The organism is Chromobacterium sp. ATCC 53434 (assembly GCF_002848345.1).
Classification (GTDB): domain Bacteria; phylum Pseudomonadota; class Gammaproteobacteria; order Burkholderiales; family Chromobacteriaceae; genus Chromobacterium.
Genome location: NZ_CP025429.1, coordinates 4,321,818 through 4,337,769, shown reverse-complemented (window position 1 = coordinate 4,337,769; position 15,952 = coordinate 4,321,818). Strand labels below are relative to the sequence as shown.

Genomic DNA, 15,952 nt, shown 5'->3' with positions numbered 1-15,952 from the left:
CGGGGCCTGACAAGTTATTGCATGGTCGGCTCGCCGTGCACGGCTTCCAGCAGCGCTTCGCCCAGCAATATCGGCAGCTCGGCCTGTTGCGCCCACAACACCATCAGCACCAAGAGTTTGGCGTTGTCGACATCCAGCTCTTCGCTGTCCAGCTCCAGCAGTCGGTCTATCACCATCTCGCGCTGGGACGGGGTCAGCGCGCCGTTGTCTTCCAGAAAGCGGATCAGGCCGCGCACGTCGGCCGGCAGATGCTCTAGCTCGCTGGCGGCGTAGACGCGCAGGCCGTCGCCGTCGTCGGCGCCGGCATAGGCCTCGACGCTGGTCGAACCGACGCTGTCCAGCCAGTCCAGCGCTTCGCCGATGTCGTCGTCGTCGAAGCCGACGGCGTTCAGCTGCCGGGTCAACGCGGAACGGTCGCCGAAGGCAGCCGGATCGCTGTATTGCTCGAATAAATAGGTGAGTACGTCAAACATCGGTATTTTTCATGATGGAACGCCGGGCGTTCAGAGTTGTGCCAGACGCTGGAAGCGGCCGCCGGCGAGGCTGGCGACCTGGCCGTCCAGCTCCAGTTCGAGCAGCATCGCGTAAACCTCCCCGGCCGTCAACCCGAGCGGGGCCGCCAGCGACTCGGCCAGCACCGGCTCCCAGCCCATCGCGGCCAGCAGCGGCGTGGCCTGCGGCGGGGTGGCGGGGGGCGTCGGCGGCGCGGCGGACAGGCGGCCGATTTCGTCCAGCACGTCGTCCGGGCTTTCGACCAGGCGCGCGCCGTCGCGGATCAGCCGGTGGCAGCCGCGGGCCTGGGCGTTGTGTATATTGCCGGGTATCGCCATCACGTCGCGGTTGTTCTCCATCGCCAGCCGCGCGCTGATCAAGGAGCCGGACGCGATGCCGGCCTCCACCACCAGACAGCCCCGGGCCAGGCCGGCGATGATGCGGTTGCGGCGCGGGAAGTGGCCGGCCAGCGGCCCCATGCCCAGCGGGAATTCGGACAGGATCAGGCCTTCGACGGCGATGCGGTGCGCCAGCTGGCGGTTGGCCGCCGGATAGACGCGGTCGATGCCGGTGCCGATCACCGCGACGGTGGACGCCGGCTGCGCCAGCGCGCCCTGATGGGCGGCGGCGTCTATGCCGCTGGCCAGACCGCTGACGATGGTGTAGCCGTGGCGGGCCAGCGCCGACGAAAAGTCCTCGGCGTTGCGCTTGCCCTGCGGCGTGGCGGCGCGGCTGCCGACGATGGCCAGCATGGTCCGCGAGAGCAGCTCGCGTCGGCCGCGGGCGAACAGCAGCGGCGGCGGCGACGCGGCCTCGGCCAGCTGCGGCGGATAATCGGCGTCCAGCAGCGTGATCAGGTGGCAGCCGTCGCCGTCTGCCCAGGCCAGGGCGGCGCCGACCGCCTCGTCGGCCGCGCCGTCCCGCAGCGCCTCGGCCGCCTCGCGGCCCACCAGTTTCTCGGTCTGGGCGGCTCGGGCGGCGACGGCGTGGCGGGCGGAGCCGAAGGCGTCTATCAGTTTTAGAAAGCCCAGCGGGCCGATGCCGGGGGTCAGCGCCAGCCGCAGCCAGTCTTCGATACTCTCGTTCATTCGCTTTCCGGTGAGGCGATGCCGTCGCCGACGTAGATGGCGCCTCGGCTGTCCAGCACCAGCGCGTAGGATACGCGGTCGAACACGCGGTAGACGAACAGTTTGCCGGCCTGCTCGGTCGGCAGCTGGGCCTGGCGCTTTTTGCCGTCGGCGCCGACGATCTCGATGTCGCCGCCCTTCTTGAACACGCCGAACACCAGACCGGGCTCCATGCCCTGGCGGCGGCCCAGGTTGACGGCCACCGTCGAATACTGGGCGGCGCCGTCTATGCCCTTGTAGGTGGAGATGATCTTGCCGCGCAGGCCGCCGGGCGGGCTGTGCGGCACATAGCTGACGAATTGTTCCTGCGGCGCGCGCACCAGGTGGTCGCCGACCAGCACCTCGCCGGCGACGCGGCCGACGGTCATCGACTGGATGTCGGGGCGCAGCTTGTCAACGATCAAATCGCCACCATATACCGCTTCGATGCCGAGCACTTCCTTGCTGTCCGGGTCGACCAGCTCCTTGCCCAGCCGATAGGCCTGCCAGGTGCCGGTTTCGCCGACGCCGCTGGCGTAGACGCGGTCGCCGCTGCTGATGCTGAGGTGCTCGTCCGGCCCGGCCACCAACCGCGGGCCGGTGGCGAATTGTTGCGCGTCGACCACTAGCGGGCGGACCAGGAACGGTTCGATCGCGTCGGCGGGAATGCTGGAGATCGCGCGGTCCAGCTGTTCCGGCCGGACCTGCGGCGACAGCTTGACCTCGCGCTGGACGTCCATGGCCAGCGACAGCCTGGGCTGTCCGTCGGCGTAGTCGAGCACCAGCACGTCGCCGGGATAGATCCAGTGCGGATTGCGGACCTGGCCGCGGTTCATCCGCCACAGCTGCGGCCATTGCCATGGGCTGTTCAGATAGCGGCCCGCTATGCCCCACAGCGTGTCGCCCCGGCCCACGGTATAGCGTGTCGGCGCGTTGGATTTCAGCGTCAGATCGTCGGAAAAGGCCGGCGAGACCAGCCCCAGAAGCAGCGCAAGCGATATAATGCGATTACGCATAAGGATGAATCCCATTTTTGTTGCCGCCAGGCGGGCGCCTGGGGCAGGAACGGAACGAAAGCTGCGTCGGATGGCTCTATTATCGGCGCGGGCGCAGCGATACGACAACTTGGAGTGAATGAAAAGCAATGGCGCTGTTGAACATTTTGCATTACCCGGACGAGAGACTGCACACCGTGGCCAAGCCGGTGGAGGTTTTCGATGCCGCGTTGCAGCAGCAGATCGACGACATGTTCGAAACGATGTACGAGGCCAAGGGCATCGGTCTGGCGGCCACCCAGGTCGATTACCACTACCGGCTGGTGGTGATGGACATCTCGGAGGAGCGTGACGAGCGCCGCGTGTTCATCAACCCGGAAATCGTCGAGAAGGACGGGGAGACCGTCTACGAGGAAGGCTGTCTGTCGGTGCCCGGCATCTACGACAAGGTGACCCGCGCCGAGCACGTCAGGGTGAAGGCGTTGGGCCGCGACGGCAAGCCGTACGAGCTGGAGGCCGACGGCCTGCTGGCGATCTGCATCCAGCACGAGATCGATCACCTGAACGGCGTGGTCTTCGTCGAACGGCTGTCGCAGATGAAGCAGCAACGGATCAAGACCAAGCTGAAGAAGCGCGAAAAACAGAATATGTAATCTCCGGCCGAACGGCATGGAGTTGGCGGCGCCGCGCGACGGCGCCGTTGTCATTAGAGCCTGTTTATGATCTTTTTTACGAGCATCGCAGTCCAGCCTGCAGGCTGGATTGCCCTTCGGGGCCGTTTTCTGCCGGCGCATGGCTTTGTCAAACGCCCCTTGCAGTGAGCGACACTGCGGCGGGCCGTTTTCCGCGCCCTGCGTCCGGCAGAAAACCGCCGATGCCGCAAAAAGATCATAAACAGGCTCGTAGCGGAAAGTCCGAACGATGAAACTGATTTTCGCCGGTACGCCGGAATTCGCCGCCGCCGCGCTGCGCGAGCTGATAGCCGCCGGCCACCAGATCGCGCTGGTGTTGACCCAGCCGGACCGGCCGGCCGGCCGCGGCATGAAGCTGAAGCCGAGCCCGGTCAAGGAAGTGGCGCTGGCCCACGGCTTGCGCGTCGAACAGCCGGAAAAGCTGCGCGGCAACCTCGAGGCGCAGCAGATGCTGCGCGACGTCGGCGCCGATGTGATGGTGGTGGCCGCCTACGGCCTGATCCTGCCGCAGGACGTGCTGGAAATCCCGGCGCGCGGCTGCCTGAACATCCACGCGTCGCTGTTGCCGCGCTGGCGCGGCGCCGCGCCGATCCAGCGCGCGATCCTGGCGGGCGACGGCGAGACCGGCATCACCATCATGCAGATGGACGTCGGCCTGGACACCGGCGACATGCTGAGCGTGCACCCGGTGGCGATCGCCGCCGACGAGACCGCCGCCACGCTGCACGACAAGCTGGCCGCCTGCGGCGCCCAGGCCATCGTCGAGACGCTGGGCCGGCTGGACGCGATCCGGCCGCAACGGCAGCCGGAGGACGGCGTCACCTACGCGCAGAAGCTGTCCAAGGCCGAGGCCGAGGTGGACTGGACGCTGCCGGCCGAGGACGTCGCCCGGGCGATCCGCGCCTACAATCCGGCGCCGGGCGCCTTCACCCAGCTTGGCGGCGAGCCGCTGAAGCTGTGGATGGCGAGCGCCGAGGCCGGCTCGGCCGAGCCGGGCGTTGTCGTGTCGGCCGACGCCGACGGGGTGTTGGTCGGCGCCGGGCAAGGCCTGGTGCGCGTCGCCCTGCTGCAGGCCGCCGGCGGCAAGCGGCTGGCCGCGCGCGACTTCGTCGCCGGCAAGAGCCTGCCGGCGGGAACCCGTTTGGGCGTTTGACGCACTAAGCCTGATGTAAAACAGCGGGTTCGAAAGGAAAGCATGAACGACAACTGGCTCAAGACCACGGTGCTGATGGCCGCGATCATGGCCTTGTTCGTCCTGATCGGCGGCCTGATAGGCGGCAAGGGCGGCATGTTGCTGGCGCTGCTGTTCGGCGGCGGCATGAATCTGTTCGCCTGGTGGAATTCCGACCGCATGGTGCTGTCGATGTACAACGCGCAGGAAGTGGACGCCAGCAGCGCGCCGGAGTTCTACGGCATGGTGGCCGAGCTGGCGCAGCGCGCCGGCCTGCCGATGCCGCGCGTCTACGTGATCCACGAGGAGCAGCCGAACGCCTTCGCCACCGGACGCGACCCGGAAAACGCCGCGGTGGCCGCCACCAGCGGCATCATGCGCATGCTGGACTACCGCGAGCTGCGCGGCGTGATGGCGCACGAGCTGGCCCACGTCAAACACCGCGACACGTTGATTTCCACCATTTCCGCGACGATGGCCGGCGCGATCTCGGCGCTGGCCAATTTCGCGATGTTCTTCGGCGGCCGCGACGAGAACGGCCAGCCTGTCGGCTGGCTGCCGCGCCTCGCGGTGGCCTTGCTGGCGCCGATGGCGGCGGGCCTGATCCAGATGGCGATCTCGCGCGCGCGCGAGTTCGAGGCCGACCGCGGCGGCGCCGAGATCAGCGGCGATCCGCTGGCGCTGGCCGCCGCGCTGCAGAAGATAGAATATTACGCCCAGGGCATCGCGATGCCGACGGCCGAAGCCCATCCGGAAACGGCGCAGATGATGATCATCAATCCGCTGTCCGGCGGCGGCGCGCTGGGCGATTTGTTCCGCACCCACCCGCACACCGCCGAACGCATAGAGCGGCTGCACGCGCTGGCGCGCGGCGGCCGCTGAGCGCGCCAGACTTCCACGCATCCCGGCCAGTCCCCGCGGACTGGCCTTGTTTTATCGAAAGAATCGCCATGCATCATATCCAGCAACTGGCCGCCGACATCCTGGCCCGCATCGAGGACGGCACGACCCTGACCGAGGCGCTGGCCGACGCCCAGCGCCAGCAGGCGGGGCTGAGCGCCGCCGAGCGCGGCGCGCTGCAGGACCTCAGCTACGGCAGCCTGCGCCATCTGGGCGTGCTGCGCCACTGCCTGCGCCAACTGGTGCCCAATCCGCTGCCGGAACCGGGCGTGGAGCGTTTGCTGCTGGTGGCGCTGTACCAGTTGCAGCATACCCGCGCCGCGCCGTACGCGGTGGTGAACGAGGCGGTGACCCAGGCCGGCCTGCTGGCGCGCGGCAAGTTCAAGGGCCTGGTCAACGGCGTGCTGCGCAACTTCCAGCGTCGCCGCGACGAGGTGCTGGCCGCCGCGACCGCCGATGAGGCGGCCTGGTCCAACCACCCGGACTGGTGGGTGGCGCGGCTGAAGGACGGCTATCCCGGCGAATGGCGCGCCATCGTCGACGCCAGCAACGTCCATCCGCCGCTGACGCTGCGGGTCAACCGCCGCCGCGGCACGGTCGACGCGTATCTGGCGCGGCTGGAGGAAGCCGGCATGGCCGCCTCGGCGCTGGGCGGCGACGCCGTCCGGGTGGCCAAGCCGGTGGCGGTGCGCGAGTTGCCGGGCTTCGCCGACGGCGACGTGTCGGTGCAGGACGAGGGCGCGCAGCGCGCGGCCCACTGGCTGGAGTTGGCGCCGGGTCTGAGGGTGCTGGACGCCTGCGCGGCGCCGGGCGGCAAGACCGGCCACATGCTGGAGCTGGCCGATCTGGAAGTCACCGCGCTCGATATCGACGCCGCTCGTCTCGCGCGGGTCGGCGACAATCTGGAGCGGCTGGGCCTGAACGCCGAGCTGCGCCAGGCCGACGCGGCGCGGCCGCAGGACTGGTGGGACGGCAAGCCGTTCGACCGCATCCTGGCCGATGTGCCATGCTCGGCCTCCGGCGTCGTGCGCCGCCATCCCGACATCAAGTGGCTGCGCCGTCCCGGCGATTTCGCCGCGCTGGGACGCCAGCAGGCGGCGATGGCCGACGCGCTGTGGTCGCTGCTCGCCAGCGGCGGCAAAATGCTATACGCTACCTGCTCGATTTTTCCCGAAGAAAACCGCCAGCAATTGGAAAGCTTTCTCGCGCGCCACCCGGATGCGGCGTGCCTGAAGCAGGAGCAACTGCTGCCCTGTGAGCGACATGACGGCTTCTATTACGCGCTGCTTGCGAAATCTTAGTCTGGCGTTGGCCCTGTTGTGCTGCCTGTTGCCGGCGGCGCAGGCCGACTCCATCGCTTCGCGCCGCGCCGAGGCCGAGGTGATGTCCGACGGCACGCTGTCGGTCAGCACCCGTTTTCTGACCAAGCTGACGCCCAGCCTCAGCGAGGCGCTGCAGCAGGGCGTGGTGCTGGGCTTCCGCCTGGAGTTCCAGCTGACGCGGCCGCGCACCACCGCCTACTATCTCAGCTTGCGCGAGTGGTTCGATCCGCACGCCCAACTGGGCTTCAAGCTGTCCTATCAGCCGCTGACCGGCCGCTACCGCGTCAGCATAGGCAGCCTGTCCAATTACTATCCCACCTTGCGTGAAGCCTTGGCCGCCATCGGCGCGATCCAGGGCTGGCGCGTGCTGACGCCCGGCGCGCTGGATCCGAAGAAACCGGGCCAGGTCGCCGGCCAGGTCCGGCTGCTGCTGGATATCAGCGAATTGCCCAAACCGTTCCAGATGAACGCCTTCGGCTCCGACGACTGGTCGCTGGAGTCCGACTGGATCAAGCTCGACGTCAAGGACGCCGGCTGATGCGCTACGCCACCATCGCGATGGCGACCGTCGGCGCGATCCTGCTCTACCTGCTGGCGGTGGCGACCGGCAACGCCTCCAAGCTCAACGATTACTACTGGTGGGTGTTCGGCCTGAACGGCCTGCTGCTGCTGGCGCTGCTCAGCGTGGTCGGCCGCCAGCTGTGGCGGCTCCGGCAGCGGGTCAGAAACCGGGTGTTCGGCGCGAAGCTGACGCAGAAGCTGGCGCTGATGTTCGCCGGCGTCGCGCTGGTGCCGGGCCTGTTGGTGTTCACCGTGTCGGCGCAGTTCCTGACCCGAAGCATAGAAAGCTGGTTCGACGTCCGCGTCGAGGCGGCGCTGGACCGCGGCCTGGTGCTTGGCCGCAGCGCGCTGAACTATGTGCTCGACGATGTCGGCCGCAAGGGCCGGATGGTGCTGGAGGAAGTGGAGCCGTTGCCGGACGGTCAGCTGCCGGTGCAGCTGGAGCGGATGCGCGAGCAGCTGGGGCTGAAGGAAATCGCGGTCTTCAGCCGCGCCGACGGCCGGCTGGTGGCTTTCGCCGCCTCCGGCTCCCGGCCGCCGCCGGCGGCGCCGACGCGCGAGGCCCTGCGCGGCGTCAAGCTGCGCGCGCCGCAGCAAAGCATAGAAAACGACGGCAATAACGGCCTGGCCCTGCGGGTGCTGCTGGCCTATCGGGCGCCGGACGAATCGTCGCGGGTGCTGCAACTGTTGCAGGCGGCGCCCGGCGACATCAGCCGCGACGCCGAGCAGATAGAGAGCGCCCGTTCCGAATACCGCCAGCTGTTGCTGTCGCGCCAGGGTCTGCGCACTTTCTACATGCTGACGCTGGCGCTGGCGGTGCTGCTGGCGCTGACCGCCGCGCTGGCCTTCGCGCTGTTCCTGTCCGAGCGCCTGTCGGCGCCGCTGTCCGAACTGGCGGCCGGCACGCGGGCGGTGGCGCAGGGCGACTTCTCCAAGCGCCATCCGGTCTACCGCCGCGACGAGCTGGGCATGCTGACCACCTTGTTCAACCGCATGACCCAGCAGCTGGACGAGGCGCGCCAGGTGGCGGACAAGAGCCGCAGCGAGCTGGAAGGCGGCAAGCTGTACCTGGAGAGCATACTGGCCAACCTGTCGGCCGGCGTCATCGCCTTCGGCCGGGACTGGCAGATACGCGCCGCCAACAGCAGCGCCTCGCGCATACTCGGGGTAGACTTCAGCCAACTGGCCGAGCGCGGCTTCCCGGACTGGGGCGGCGCGATCCCGGCGGTGGCGCCGCTGGTGGAAACGGTGATGGAGCATGCCGACAGCGACGTCGAAAGCGATTGGCAGACCCAGCTGAACTACGAGACCAGCCAGGGCGAGCGCACGCTCTTGGTGCGCGGCGCGCGGTTGCCGGAACACTCCAGCGACGGCTATGTGCTGGTGTTCGACGACATCACCGAGCTGGGGCGCGCCCAGCGCGACGCGGCCTGGGGCGAGGTGGCCAAGCGGCTGGCGCACGAGATCCGCAACCCGCTGACGCCGATCCAGCTGTCGGCCGAACGGCTGGCGATGAAGCTGGCGGACAAGCTGGAAGGCGCGGACGCCGACATGCTGAAACGCTCGACCGACACCATCATCAAGCAGGTCGGCGCCTTGAAAAGCATGGTGGACGCGTTCCGCGACTATGCCCGCGCGCCGAGGATCAAACTGGTCAAGCTTGATCTCAATCAGGTGGTTCGCGAGGTGATGGCCCTTTACGAATCCAATCCTGCTGTTAAGATTGCGCTGGAAGAGGTGCCGTTGACTGTCATGGGCGATGCCGCCCTGTTGCGCCAGGTGCTGCATAATCTGATGCAGAACGCTCAGGATGCAGTCCTTGACGTTGGCATCCCGATGATTCAAATTAGCAGCCGACAAGAAGAAGGAAACGCGCTCGTCTGCGTCGAGGACAATGGCGCGGGCTTCAGCCCCGACATCCTCAGGCGCGCGTTCGAGCCTTATGTGACCAGCAAAGCCAAGGGAACCGGTCTGGGACTGGCCGTGGTCAAGAAGATTATGGAAGAACACCATGGTCAGGTCATCGTGGGTAATGCCGAACGACGAGGCGCGCGTATCCTTCTCTCCCTGCCATTGCTGGAGGCCTAATGCGTAGCAGCGATATTTTGATTGTGGATGACGAGATCGGTATCCGAGAACTGCTCTCCGAGATCCTGCAGGACGAAGGTTATACCGTGGCCCTGGCGGAAAACGCCGAAGTGGCCAGGCAGTTGCGCAACCAGACGCGTCCGGCGTTGGTGCTGCTCGACATCTGGATGCCCGATTGCGACGGCGTCACCCTGCTGAAGGAGTGGGCCAAGTCCGGCCTGCTCAATATGCCGGTGGTGATGATGTCCGGCCATGCGAGCATAGACACCGCGGTCGAGGCCACCCGCATCGGCGCCTTCGATTTCCTGGAAAAGCCGATCGCCCTGCAGAAGCTGCTGACCACCGTTCAGCGCGCGCTGAAGTACGGCGACATGCAGGCGAACACCTCGCTGAACCTGGACAAGCTGGGCCGCAGCGAGCCGATACAGGAGCTGAAGCGCCAGTTGGAGCGCGTGGCCAAGGTCAAGTCGCCGGTGCTGTTGACCGGCGAGTCCGGCTCCGGCTTCGAGCTGGTGGCGCGCTTCTTCCACCAGGGCAACACGCCGTGGGTGACGCCGGCCAAGCTAGAGCAGCTGGCCGACGCGCCGCTGGAGTTGCTGCAGAAAGCCAATAACGGCGTGCTGTATCTGCCGGAGATCGGCCAGTACAGCCGCCGCGTGCAGCAGGGCCTGCTGTTCCTGCTGTCCAAGCTCGACCGCTTCAATGTCCGGCTGCTCTGTTCCTGCAGCCGGCCGCTGCAGGAGCTGCTGGTCGATCCGGAGTGCGACAACCGGCTGCTGACGGCGCTGTCCAGCGTCATCGTGCCGATCCCGCCGCTGCGCGAGCATTCCGAGGACATCACCTTCATCGCCGAGCAGATCCTGGTCGAGCTGGTCGAGTCGAAGCAGGTGCCGGCGCGCAAGCTGACCACCGCGGCACTGAACGCGATGCGCCAGTACGACTGGCCGGGCAATCTGGAGCAGCTCAGAAGCATCATCAAGAGCCTGGCGCTGACCGCCGAGTCCGACGAGGTCGACGCCGGCGAGGTCAACAAGGTGCTGGCGCAGTTCCGCCACGAGAAGCCGGTGGAGGAGTCGGGCTTCGACTTCAACATCCCGCTGCGCGAATTGCGCGAGCAGCTGGAGCGGCGCTATTTCGAGTACCACATCTCGCTGGAAAACGGCAATATGAGCCGGGTGGCGCAGAAGGTGGGCCTGGAGCGCACCCACCTGTACCGCAAGCTTAAGCAGCTGGGCATCAAGTTCGCCCGCAAGGTGGCGGAGGAGTAAAGCAAAACGTCCGATACCGCGTTGCGCCGCCTTGCCGTACCATTTGTACTGTCTGCGCCGGCGCGCCTTGTCTCAGACGTTTTGCCGGACAAGGTGGCGGAAGAGTAAGGCAAAACGACCGATACCGCGTTGCGCCTCCTTGCCGTACCATTTGTACTGTCTGCGGAGGCGCTCCTTGTCTCGGACGCTTTGCTGGACAAGGTGGCGGAGGAGTAAGGCAAAACGCCTGATGCCGCGTTGAGCCTCCTTGCCGGACTATTGGTACTGTCTGCGGAGGCGCGCCTTGTCTCAGGCGTTTTGCTCGACACAAATCACTTATCGACGCCAGCCTTTCCGGCTGGCGTTTCGCATTCTGGAGCATGAGCATGGAGCAAGAACGCGAACTGGACGACGAGGCGTTGCTGCGCTACAGCCGCCACATCCTGCTGCCGGAGATCGACATCACCGGCCAGCGCCGGCTGTTGGCGGCGCGCGCGCTGATCGTCGGCGCCGGCGGCCTGGGTTCGCCGGTCGCGCTGTACCTGGCCGGCGCCGGCGTCGGCCATATCACCATCGTCGACGACGACACGGTGGAATTGTCCAATCTGCAGCGGCAGATCGCGCACGACAACGCCAGCCTGGGACGGGGCAAGGCGGAGTCGGCGGCCGCGCGGATGCGGGCGCTGAACCCGTCGGTCACGGTGGCGCCGCTGGCCGAGCGCCTATCCGGCGATCGCTTGATCGAAGAGGTGGCTGCGCACGATCTGGTGTTGGACTGCAGCGACAATTTCGCTACCCGCCATGCCGTCAACCGCGCCTGCGTCGCCGCGCGGGTGCCGCTGGTGTCCGGCGCCGCGGTGCGCTTCGCCGGCCAGCTGGCGGTGTTCGACAGCGGCGACGCGGCGTCGCCGTGCTACCACTGCCTGTTTCCGGAAGACGGCGAGGCCGACGACGGCCCGTGCGCCACCTTCGGCGTGCTGTCGCCGCTGGTCGGCGCGATAGGCAGCCTGCAGGCGGTGGAGGCGGTCAAACTGTTGGCCGGCATCCGCCCGGCGCTGGGCCGGCTGACGCTGTACGACGCGTTGGGCGGCGGCTTCAAGCAGATCGGCGTGCCGCGCGATCCGGGCTGCCCGGTGTGCGGCGGCGGATAGAAAACGCCCCGGCGAGCGGGGCGGCGTTTGGCGGCGCTGAGCAGGCTCTCAGAGATGCTGTTCGATCAGCTGCCGCACTTCGGCGAAGTTCATCACGCCGACGTAGCGCTTGATGATATTGCCCTGCTTGTCGATCAGAAAGGTCGTCGGCGCCAGCTGGATGTCGCCGAAGGCCTTGGCCGTCGCGCCCTGCGGGTCCAGCGCGACGAAGAAGGGCAGCTGGTTCTTGGCGACGTAGCTTTGCACGTAGTTCGGCGGGTCGTAGCTCATCGCCACCGCCAGCACATCGAGGCCGCGGCCGGCGTATTGCTGGTGCAGCTTCTTGATCTCCGGCATTTCCTCGACGCAGCCGGGGCAACTGGTGGCCCAGAAATTCACCAGCACCACCTTGCCCCTCAGCGCGGAGGTGCTGGTGCTGGCGCCGCTCAGCGAGGTCAGGCTGACCTCGGGCGCCGGATTTTTCGAGAACAGCAGCGCGTAGGCGACGCCGGCCGCCACCAGCAGCGCCACGGCGATCAGCAGGGCTTTCTTCATTTCGTATTTCCGATCCGGTGTCAGGCCGACTTGGCCTGTATCAGTTCCAGCGCCTCTCTCAGCTGGCCTTCCAGCACCACTGCCTTGCCGGCGCGGGTGTCGAACACCACGAAAGTGACGTCGGCCTCGGCGACCAGCGCGTCGCTGCCGTCCAGCAGCACGCGCTGGTGTATCACCGCGCTGCGGTTGCCTATCGATTTGACCGTGGTTTCGATCAGCAGCATCTCGCCCATCGTCGCCGGGCGGTTGTAGTCGATATTGATGTTGACCACGGCGAGGCCCAGGCCGCTCTGCAGGAATTGCGGCAGCGTGCCGCTGTCCTCGAAGCTGTTCCAGCGCGCTTCCTCGAGGAATTCCAGGTAGCGGGCGTTGTTGACGTGGCCGAACAGGTCCAGATGATAGCCGCGGACCTTGATCCGGGTATGGTGTGCCATGTGTTTTCCCCCTTGTGTATGGCGTGGCGCTTATTCGGTCTTGCCGTCCAGGTCCAGCGGCGCGAAGGCCTCCCGCTCAAGCGGCTCGGCGGCCAGATCGGTGACCACCGGGTGGATCTCCAGTTGAAACCATTGCTGGAACAGATTGGGACTGAGGTTCTGCGGCCACAGGCTCTGGTCCTCGCACCAGTCGGCCAGTTCGGCCTCGAACAGCTCGCGATAACGCTGCTGGACGAAATGGCGCGCGTCGTCGTAGTCGTCGGCGGCCGGGATCAGCAGCGCGTTGCCGCCGGCGGCGAGCTCGGCCAGCGTCAGTCGCGGATCGATGCCGCCGGGCAGGCTTTTCAGCCAGGCCAGGAACGGCGCCTGCGGGCGCAGCAAGGCGATGCTGCGGTTGACTTCAAACATGATGCATCCTTGTTCATTGGCTGGACAACAGGTTGTCGCGGGTGAAGATGAATCTCAGGCTCAGGCGCTGGGTCGGGAAGCGTTTCGCCAGCGCCGGCGGAAACGGCGAGAACGGCGCCGCCATGTCGATGATGCGGCGGGCCGCCTCGTCCAGAATGGCGTTGCCGGAGCTGCGGCTGACGCGCTGGCCGCGCAGGCTGCCGTCGGCCGCTATCGTCACCTCCAGCGTCACCGCGCCGTGCAGCCCCTGCCGGCGCGCCTCCTCCGGATAGTTTCGATTGCCTATCCGCTCGACCTTCAGCTGCCAGTCGGCCTGGTAGCGCGCCCAGGAATAGCCGCGCGTGGCCTCGCCGAGGTTGGCGCCGTCGCGGCCGGTCTCGCGGTCGTTGTCGGCGACGGCGTTGTCGCCGCTGCTATTGGCCAGATCGCGGACCTGGGACATCAAGGAGGCGGCGCTGACCGCCGGCGTCGGCTGCAGCGGCCTGGCCGGTTCCGGCCGGGTGATCGGATTGAGCGGCGTCGGGGCTTGAACCGGCGGCGTCGGCGCCGGCTCGCCGGCCTGGCGGTGGCGTTCGCTGCGGCTGAGCAGCTGGTCCGGAGCGGCGGTGTTGCCGGCGCCGCCGTGGTTCTCCTCGGCGGCGCGGGCGGTGGCTGGCGCGGTAGGCGAGGCCTGGCGCGTCAGCCGGATGCTGAGCTGGCGTGGCGCCGGCTCGGCGGCGAACGGGCTGGACGACGAGAAGCCGCCGACGCCGAACAGCAGCAGATGCGCCAGCAGCGACAACGCCGCCGTCAACCACAGCAGGCGGTTGCCGGGGGCGTTCGGTCGTGTGCTGTACAGGTGGTCGGCCATGGCGAGATTCCGGACTTTGCCGGAGTGTAGCACGGCGGCGGCGCGGAGACGCCGGACCAAAGCATGGCGCGGCGCCTTCGCTGTCCGCGCTTATTTTTCCAGCATGCTGCGCAGCATCCAGGCGGTCTTCTCGTGCACCTGCAGGCGTTGGGTCAGCAGGTCGGCGCTGGGCTCGTCGCCGGCATGGTCCACCACCTCGAAAATGCTGCGGGCGGTGCGGCACACCGTTTCGTGGCCGTCCACCAGCTGGCGGATCATGTCCTCGGCCTTGGGCACGCCGTTGGCTTCGGCAATCGAGGTCAGCCGGGCGTAATCGGCGTAGCTGCCGGGCGCGTAGTGGCCGAGCGCGCGAATGCGCTCGGCGACGGCGTCCACCGCCAGCGACAGCTCGTTGTACTGGGTCTCGAACATCAGGTGCAGCGTGTTGAACATCGGCCCGGTGACGTTCCAGTGGAAGTTGTGGGTCTTCAGGTACAGGGTGTAGCTGTCGGCCAGCAGCCGGGACAGTCCTTCGGCGATGCGCTGGCGGTCTTGTTCGTTGATGCCGATATCCATGACGATGCTCCTGTGTGACGGCCGCTCTGGCGGGCCGCGTTTTGAACTACACTTCCCGTTTTGGACGGAAAATGGCGATGAAACCCTGGCTGTCCCGCCAAGCCGGCGGCGTACGCCTGACGCGCTACGTGCAGCCCAGCGACAAGAGTTGCCACAAGGTGGTGGAAATCCGCTGCGATCTGGCCGAGGGCGAGGTGCTGGCGAAATTCGATGTTCACTGAATGCGGCGTTCCGGCGGCGTCTGCTCGTCGACGCGATTGTACTCGCCTTCGATCACGTCGCCGGCACCGGTGCTGGCGTTGCCGCCGGGCGCCGGCGGCGCGGTGCGCAGCTGGATGTCCGGGCCTTTCAGCGGCAGCAGCAGCAGGATGGCCGCCAGATCGCTGAGCAGGCCGGGCAGCAGGAAGAGCACGCCGGCCAGCGCGTAGCGCAGCGGCCACAGCAGCGAATACAGCGAAACCTTGTCGCCCTGGCGCATCATGCTGCCCAGCGTCAGCAGCGCGCCCAGCTTCTGGTGGCGCAGCATCCACAGGCCCAGCATCGAAGACAGCACGACCAGCAGGAAGACGGCGAGGCCGCCGATATGATCGGCCAGCGCGACCAGGGCCGCGATTTCGGCGAACGGGTAGATCAGCAACAACAACAGGAGTGCGCGCATCTTGAATACTTTTCCATCTGACGAATGTTTATTGGTTGTCTGCAACGCGCCCGATCAGCCGGTGGCCGAACGGATCGCGGCGGCGCTGGTGGACGAGCGGCTGGCCGCCTGCGTCAACATCCTGGCGCCGTGCCGCTCGGTATACCGCTGGCAGGACCAGGTGGAGCGGGCCGAGGAAATCCCGCTGCTGATCAAGACCCGTCGCGATGTCTACGACAGGCTGGAGCGGCGATTGACGCAGCTGCATCCGTACCAGGTGCCGGAAATCGTCGCCCTGCCGCTGGCGCTCGGCTTGTCCGCCTACCTGACATGGGTATCGGACAGCGTGCTTTCAAGTGGGAGCGAACGCGGCGCATCGTGATGCGACCTCCGCGGCGCGCGTTTCGTTCCCGGCAGACAGGCCGCGCGCGAAATATTTTTCACGACATGGCTTGACGCGCCTGATCGGTTTCACTATAGTTGCGGACTCTCGTTGGGTCGTTAGCTCAGCTGGTAGAGCAGCGGACTTTTAATCCGTTGGTCGCAGGTTCGAATCCCGCACGACCCACCAAAGAGAAAGCTTGATATAGTGTAGTAGCATGTCCCGGACGGGTCGTTAGCTCAGTTGGTAGAGCAGCGGACTCTTAATCCGTAGGTCGAGTGTTCGAGCCACTCACGACCCACCATCCAAAGACATGCTTGCCGTACGTTGTGCGGGTCGTTAGCTCAGCTGGTAGAGCAGCGGACTTTTAATCCGTTGGTCGCAGGTTCGAATCCCGCACGACCCACCAATCAAGTTCATTTCGTTT

The 15,952-nt window shown here is 66.8% G+C and carries 19 protein-coding genes and 3 tRNA genes; 13 read left to right on the top strand and 9 right to left on the bottom strand.

What is annotated here, in order from left to right; all coding sequences use genetic code 11:
- Positions 1 to 14 precede the first annotated feature (14 nt).
- From CXB49_RS19315 to CXB49_RS19305, 3 genes are read right to left on the bottom strand one after another with little or no spacing between them, the layout of a single operon-like run.
- Positions 15 to 473 (bottom strand): DUF494 family protein, encoded by a 459-nt coding sequence (locus CXB49_RS19315; RefSeq protein ID WP_101709871.1) that lies wholly within the window; start codon positions 471 to 473, stop codon positions 15 to 17.
- Between the two features lie 30 nt (positions 474 to 503).
- The gene (gene dprA / locus CXB49_RS19310; RefSeq protein ID WP_101709870.1) at positions 504 to 1,580 is read right to left on the bottom strand and encodes a DNA-processing protein DprA; all 1,077 of its coding nucleotides are present in this window, start codon (positions 1,578 to 1,580) and stop codon (positions 504 to 506) included.
- A complete protein-coding gene (locus CXB49_RS19305; RefSeq protein ID WP_101709869.1) occupies positions 1,577 to 2,614 on the bottom strand; it encodes a LysM peptidoglycan-binding domain-containing protein in 1,038 nt (345 codons plus the stop codon). Before CXB49_RS19305 ends, dprA begins: the two co-directional genes overlap by 4 nt.
- Positions 2,615 to 2,742: 128 nt before the next feature.
- On the opposite strand from CXB49_RS19305, the gene def reads away from it, so the two are divergent.
- From def to CXB49_RS19265, 8 genes are all read left to right on the top strand, one after another.
- Positions 2,743 to 3,246, top strand: coding sequence for a peptide deformylase (gene def / locus CXB49_RS19300; RefSeq protein WP_101709868.1), 504 nt, complete (start codon positions 2,743 to 2,745; stop codon positions 3,244 to 3,246).
- Positions 3,247 to 3,514: 268 nt separating this feature from the next.
- Positions 3,515 to 4,438 carry a methionyl-tRNA formyltransferase gene (fmt, locus tag CXB49_RS19295; RefSeq protein ID WP_101709867.1) on the top strand — a complete coding sequence of 308 codons (924 nt, stop codon included), beginning with the start codon at positions 3,515 to 3,517 and terminating at the stop codon, positions 4,436 to 4,438.
- Positions 4,439 to 4,480: 42 nt separating this feature from the next.
- Positions 4,481 to 5,338, top strand: a complete 858-nt coding sequence (gene htpX / locus CXB49_RS19290) for a zinc metalloprotease HtpX (protein ID WP_101709866.1) — start codon at positions 4,481 to 4,483, stop codon at positions 5,336 to 5,338.
- Between the two features lie 62 nt (positions 5,339 to 5,400).
- On the top strand, positions 5,401 to 6,657 hold the full coding sequence (rsmB, locus tag CXB49_RS19285; RefSeq protein WP_199406904.1) for a 16S rRNA (cytosine(967)-C(5))-methyltransferase RsmB: 1,257 nt from the start codon (positions 5,401 to 5,403) through the stop codon (positions 6,655 to 6,657).
- Complete coding sequence (locus CXB49_RS19280) at positions 6,644 to 7,216, top strand: DUF4390 domain-containing protein (protein WP_233492863.1); 573 nt, start codon at positions 6,644 to 6,646, stop codon at positions 7,214 to 7,216. Before rsmB ends, CXB49_RS19280 begins: the two co-directional genes overlap by 14 nt.
- Positions 7,216 to 9,327 carry an ATP-binding protein gene (locus CXB49_RS19275; RefSeq protein WP_101709863.1) on the top strand — a complete coding sequence of 704 codons (2,112 nt, stop codon included), beginning with the start codon at positions 7,216 to 7,218 and terminating at the stop codon, positions 9,325 to 9,327. The genes CXB49_RS19280 and CXB49_RS19275 overlap by 1 nt, the downstream gene beginning before the upstream one ends.
- Positions 9,327 to 10,595: a sigma-54 dependent transcriptional regulator gene (locus CXB49_RS19270; protein WP_043571914.1), complete on the top strand. Its 1,269-nt coding sequence runs from the start codon at positions 9,327 to 9,329 to the stop codon at positions 10,593 to 10,595. Before CXB49_RS19275 ends, CXB49_RS19270 begins: the two co-directional genes overlap by 1 nt.
- A gap of 365 nt (positions 10,596 to 10,960) precedes the next feature.
- Entirely contained in the window at positions 10,961 to 11,725 is a 765-nt protein-coding gene (locus tag CXB49_RS19265) for a molybdopterin-synthase adenylyltransferase MoeB (RefSeq protein WP_199406720.1), read from the top strand.
- A 48-nt stretch (positions 11,726 to 11,773) separates the two neighbouring features.
- On the opposite strand, the gene CXB49_RS19260 is transcribed toward CXB49_RS19265, so the two are convergent.
- From CXB49_RS19260 to CXB49_RS19240, 5 genes are all read right to left on the bottom strand, one after another.
- Positions 11,774 to 12,259: a TlpA disulfide reductase family protein gene (locus tag CXB49_RS19260; protein ID WP_101709862.1), complete on the bottom strand. Its 486-nt coding sequence runs from the start codon at positions 12,257 to 12,259 to the stop codon at positions 11,774 to 11,776.
- A 20-nt stretch (positions 12,260 to 12,279) separates the two neighbouring features.
- A complete protein-coding gene (locus CXB49_RS19255) occupies positions 12,280 to 12,693 on the bottom strand; it encodes a thioesterase family protein (protein WP_101709861.1) in 414 nt (137 codons plus the stop codon).
- Positions 12,694 to 12,723: 30 nt separating this feature from the next.
- On the bottom strand, positions 12,724 to 13,101 hold the full coding sequence (locus CXB49_RS19250) for a VacJ (RefSeq protein ID WP_101709860.1): 378 nt from the start codon (positions 13,099 to 13,101) through the stop codon (positions 12,724 to 12,726).
- Between the two features lie 13 nt (positions 13,102 to 13,114).
- Positions 13,115 to 13,951, bottom strand: coding sequence for an energy transducer TonB (locus tag CXB49_RS19245; RefSeq protein ID WP_101709859.1), 837 nt, complete (start codon positions 13,949 to 13,951; stop codon positions 13,115 to 13,117).
- Positions 13,952 to 14,041: 90 nt separating this feature from the next.
- The gene (locus CXB49_RS19240) at positions 14,042 to 14,506 is read right to left on the bottom strand and encodes a Dps family protein (RefSeq protein WP_101709858.1); all 465 of its coding nucleotides are present in this window, start codon (positions 14,504 to 14,506) and stop codon (positions 14,042 to 14,044) included.
- A gap of 77 nt (positions 14,507 to 14,583) precedes the next feature.
- Between CXB49_RS19240 and CXB49_RS23745 the strand changes: the two genes are divergently transcribed.
- Complete coding sequence (locus tag CXB49_RS23745) at positions 14,584 to 14,727, top strand: hypothetical protein (RefSeq protein WP_158300954.1); 144 nt, start codon at positions 14,584 to 14,586, stop codon at positions 14,725 to 14,727.
- On the opposite strand, the gene CXB49_RS19235 is transcribed toward CXB49_RS23745, so the two are convergent.
- Entirely contained in the window at positions 14,721 to 15,164 is a 444-nt protein-coding gene (locus CXB49_RS19235) for an FxsA family protein (RefSeq protein ID WP_101709857.1), read from the bottom strand. The two genes, CXB49_RS23745 and CXB49_RS19235, sit on opposite strands and share 7 nt — an antisense overlap.
- Positions 15,165 to 15,195: 31 nt before the next feature.
- Between CXB49_RS19235 and cutA the strand changes: the two genes are divergently transcribed.
- The 4 genes from cutA to CXB49_RS19215 all read left to right on the top strand — a co-directional run bounded on the left by cutA (position 15,196) and on the right by CXB49_RS19215 (position 15,934).
- On the top strand, positions 15,196 to 15,525 hold the full coding sequence (cutA, locus tag CXB49_RS19230) for a divalent-cation tolerance protein CutA (protein ID WP_233492862.1): 330 nt from the start codon (positions 15,196 to 15,198) through the stop codon (positions 15,523 to 15,525).
- Positions 15,526 to 15,638: 113 nt separating this feature from the next.
- Positions 15,639 to 15,714: transfer RNA gene (locus CXB49_RS19225), tRNA-Lys, on the top strand.
- A 39-nt stretch (positions 15,715 to 15,753) separates the two neighbouring features.
- Positions 15,754 to 15,829 (top strand) — tRNA-Lys (locus CXB49_RS19220).
- Positions 15,830 to 15,858: 29 nt separating this feature from the next.
- A tRNA-Lys gene (locus tag CXB49_RS19215) sits at positions 15,859 to 15,934 on the top strand.
- Positions 15,935 to 15,952: the final 18 nt, after the last annotated feature.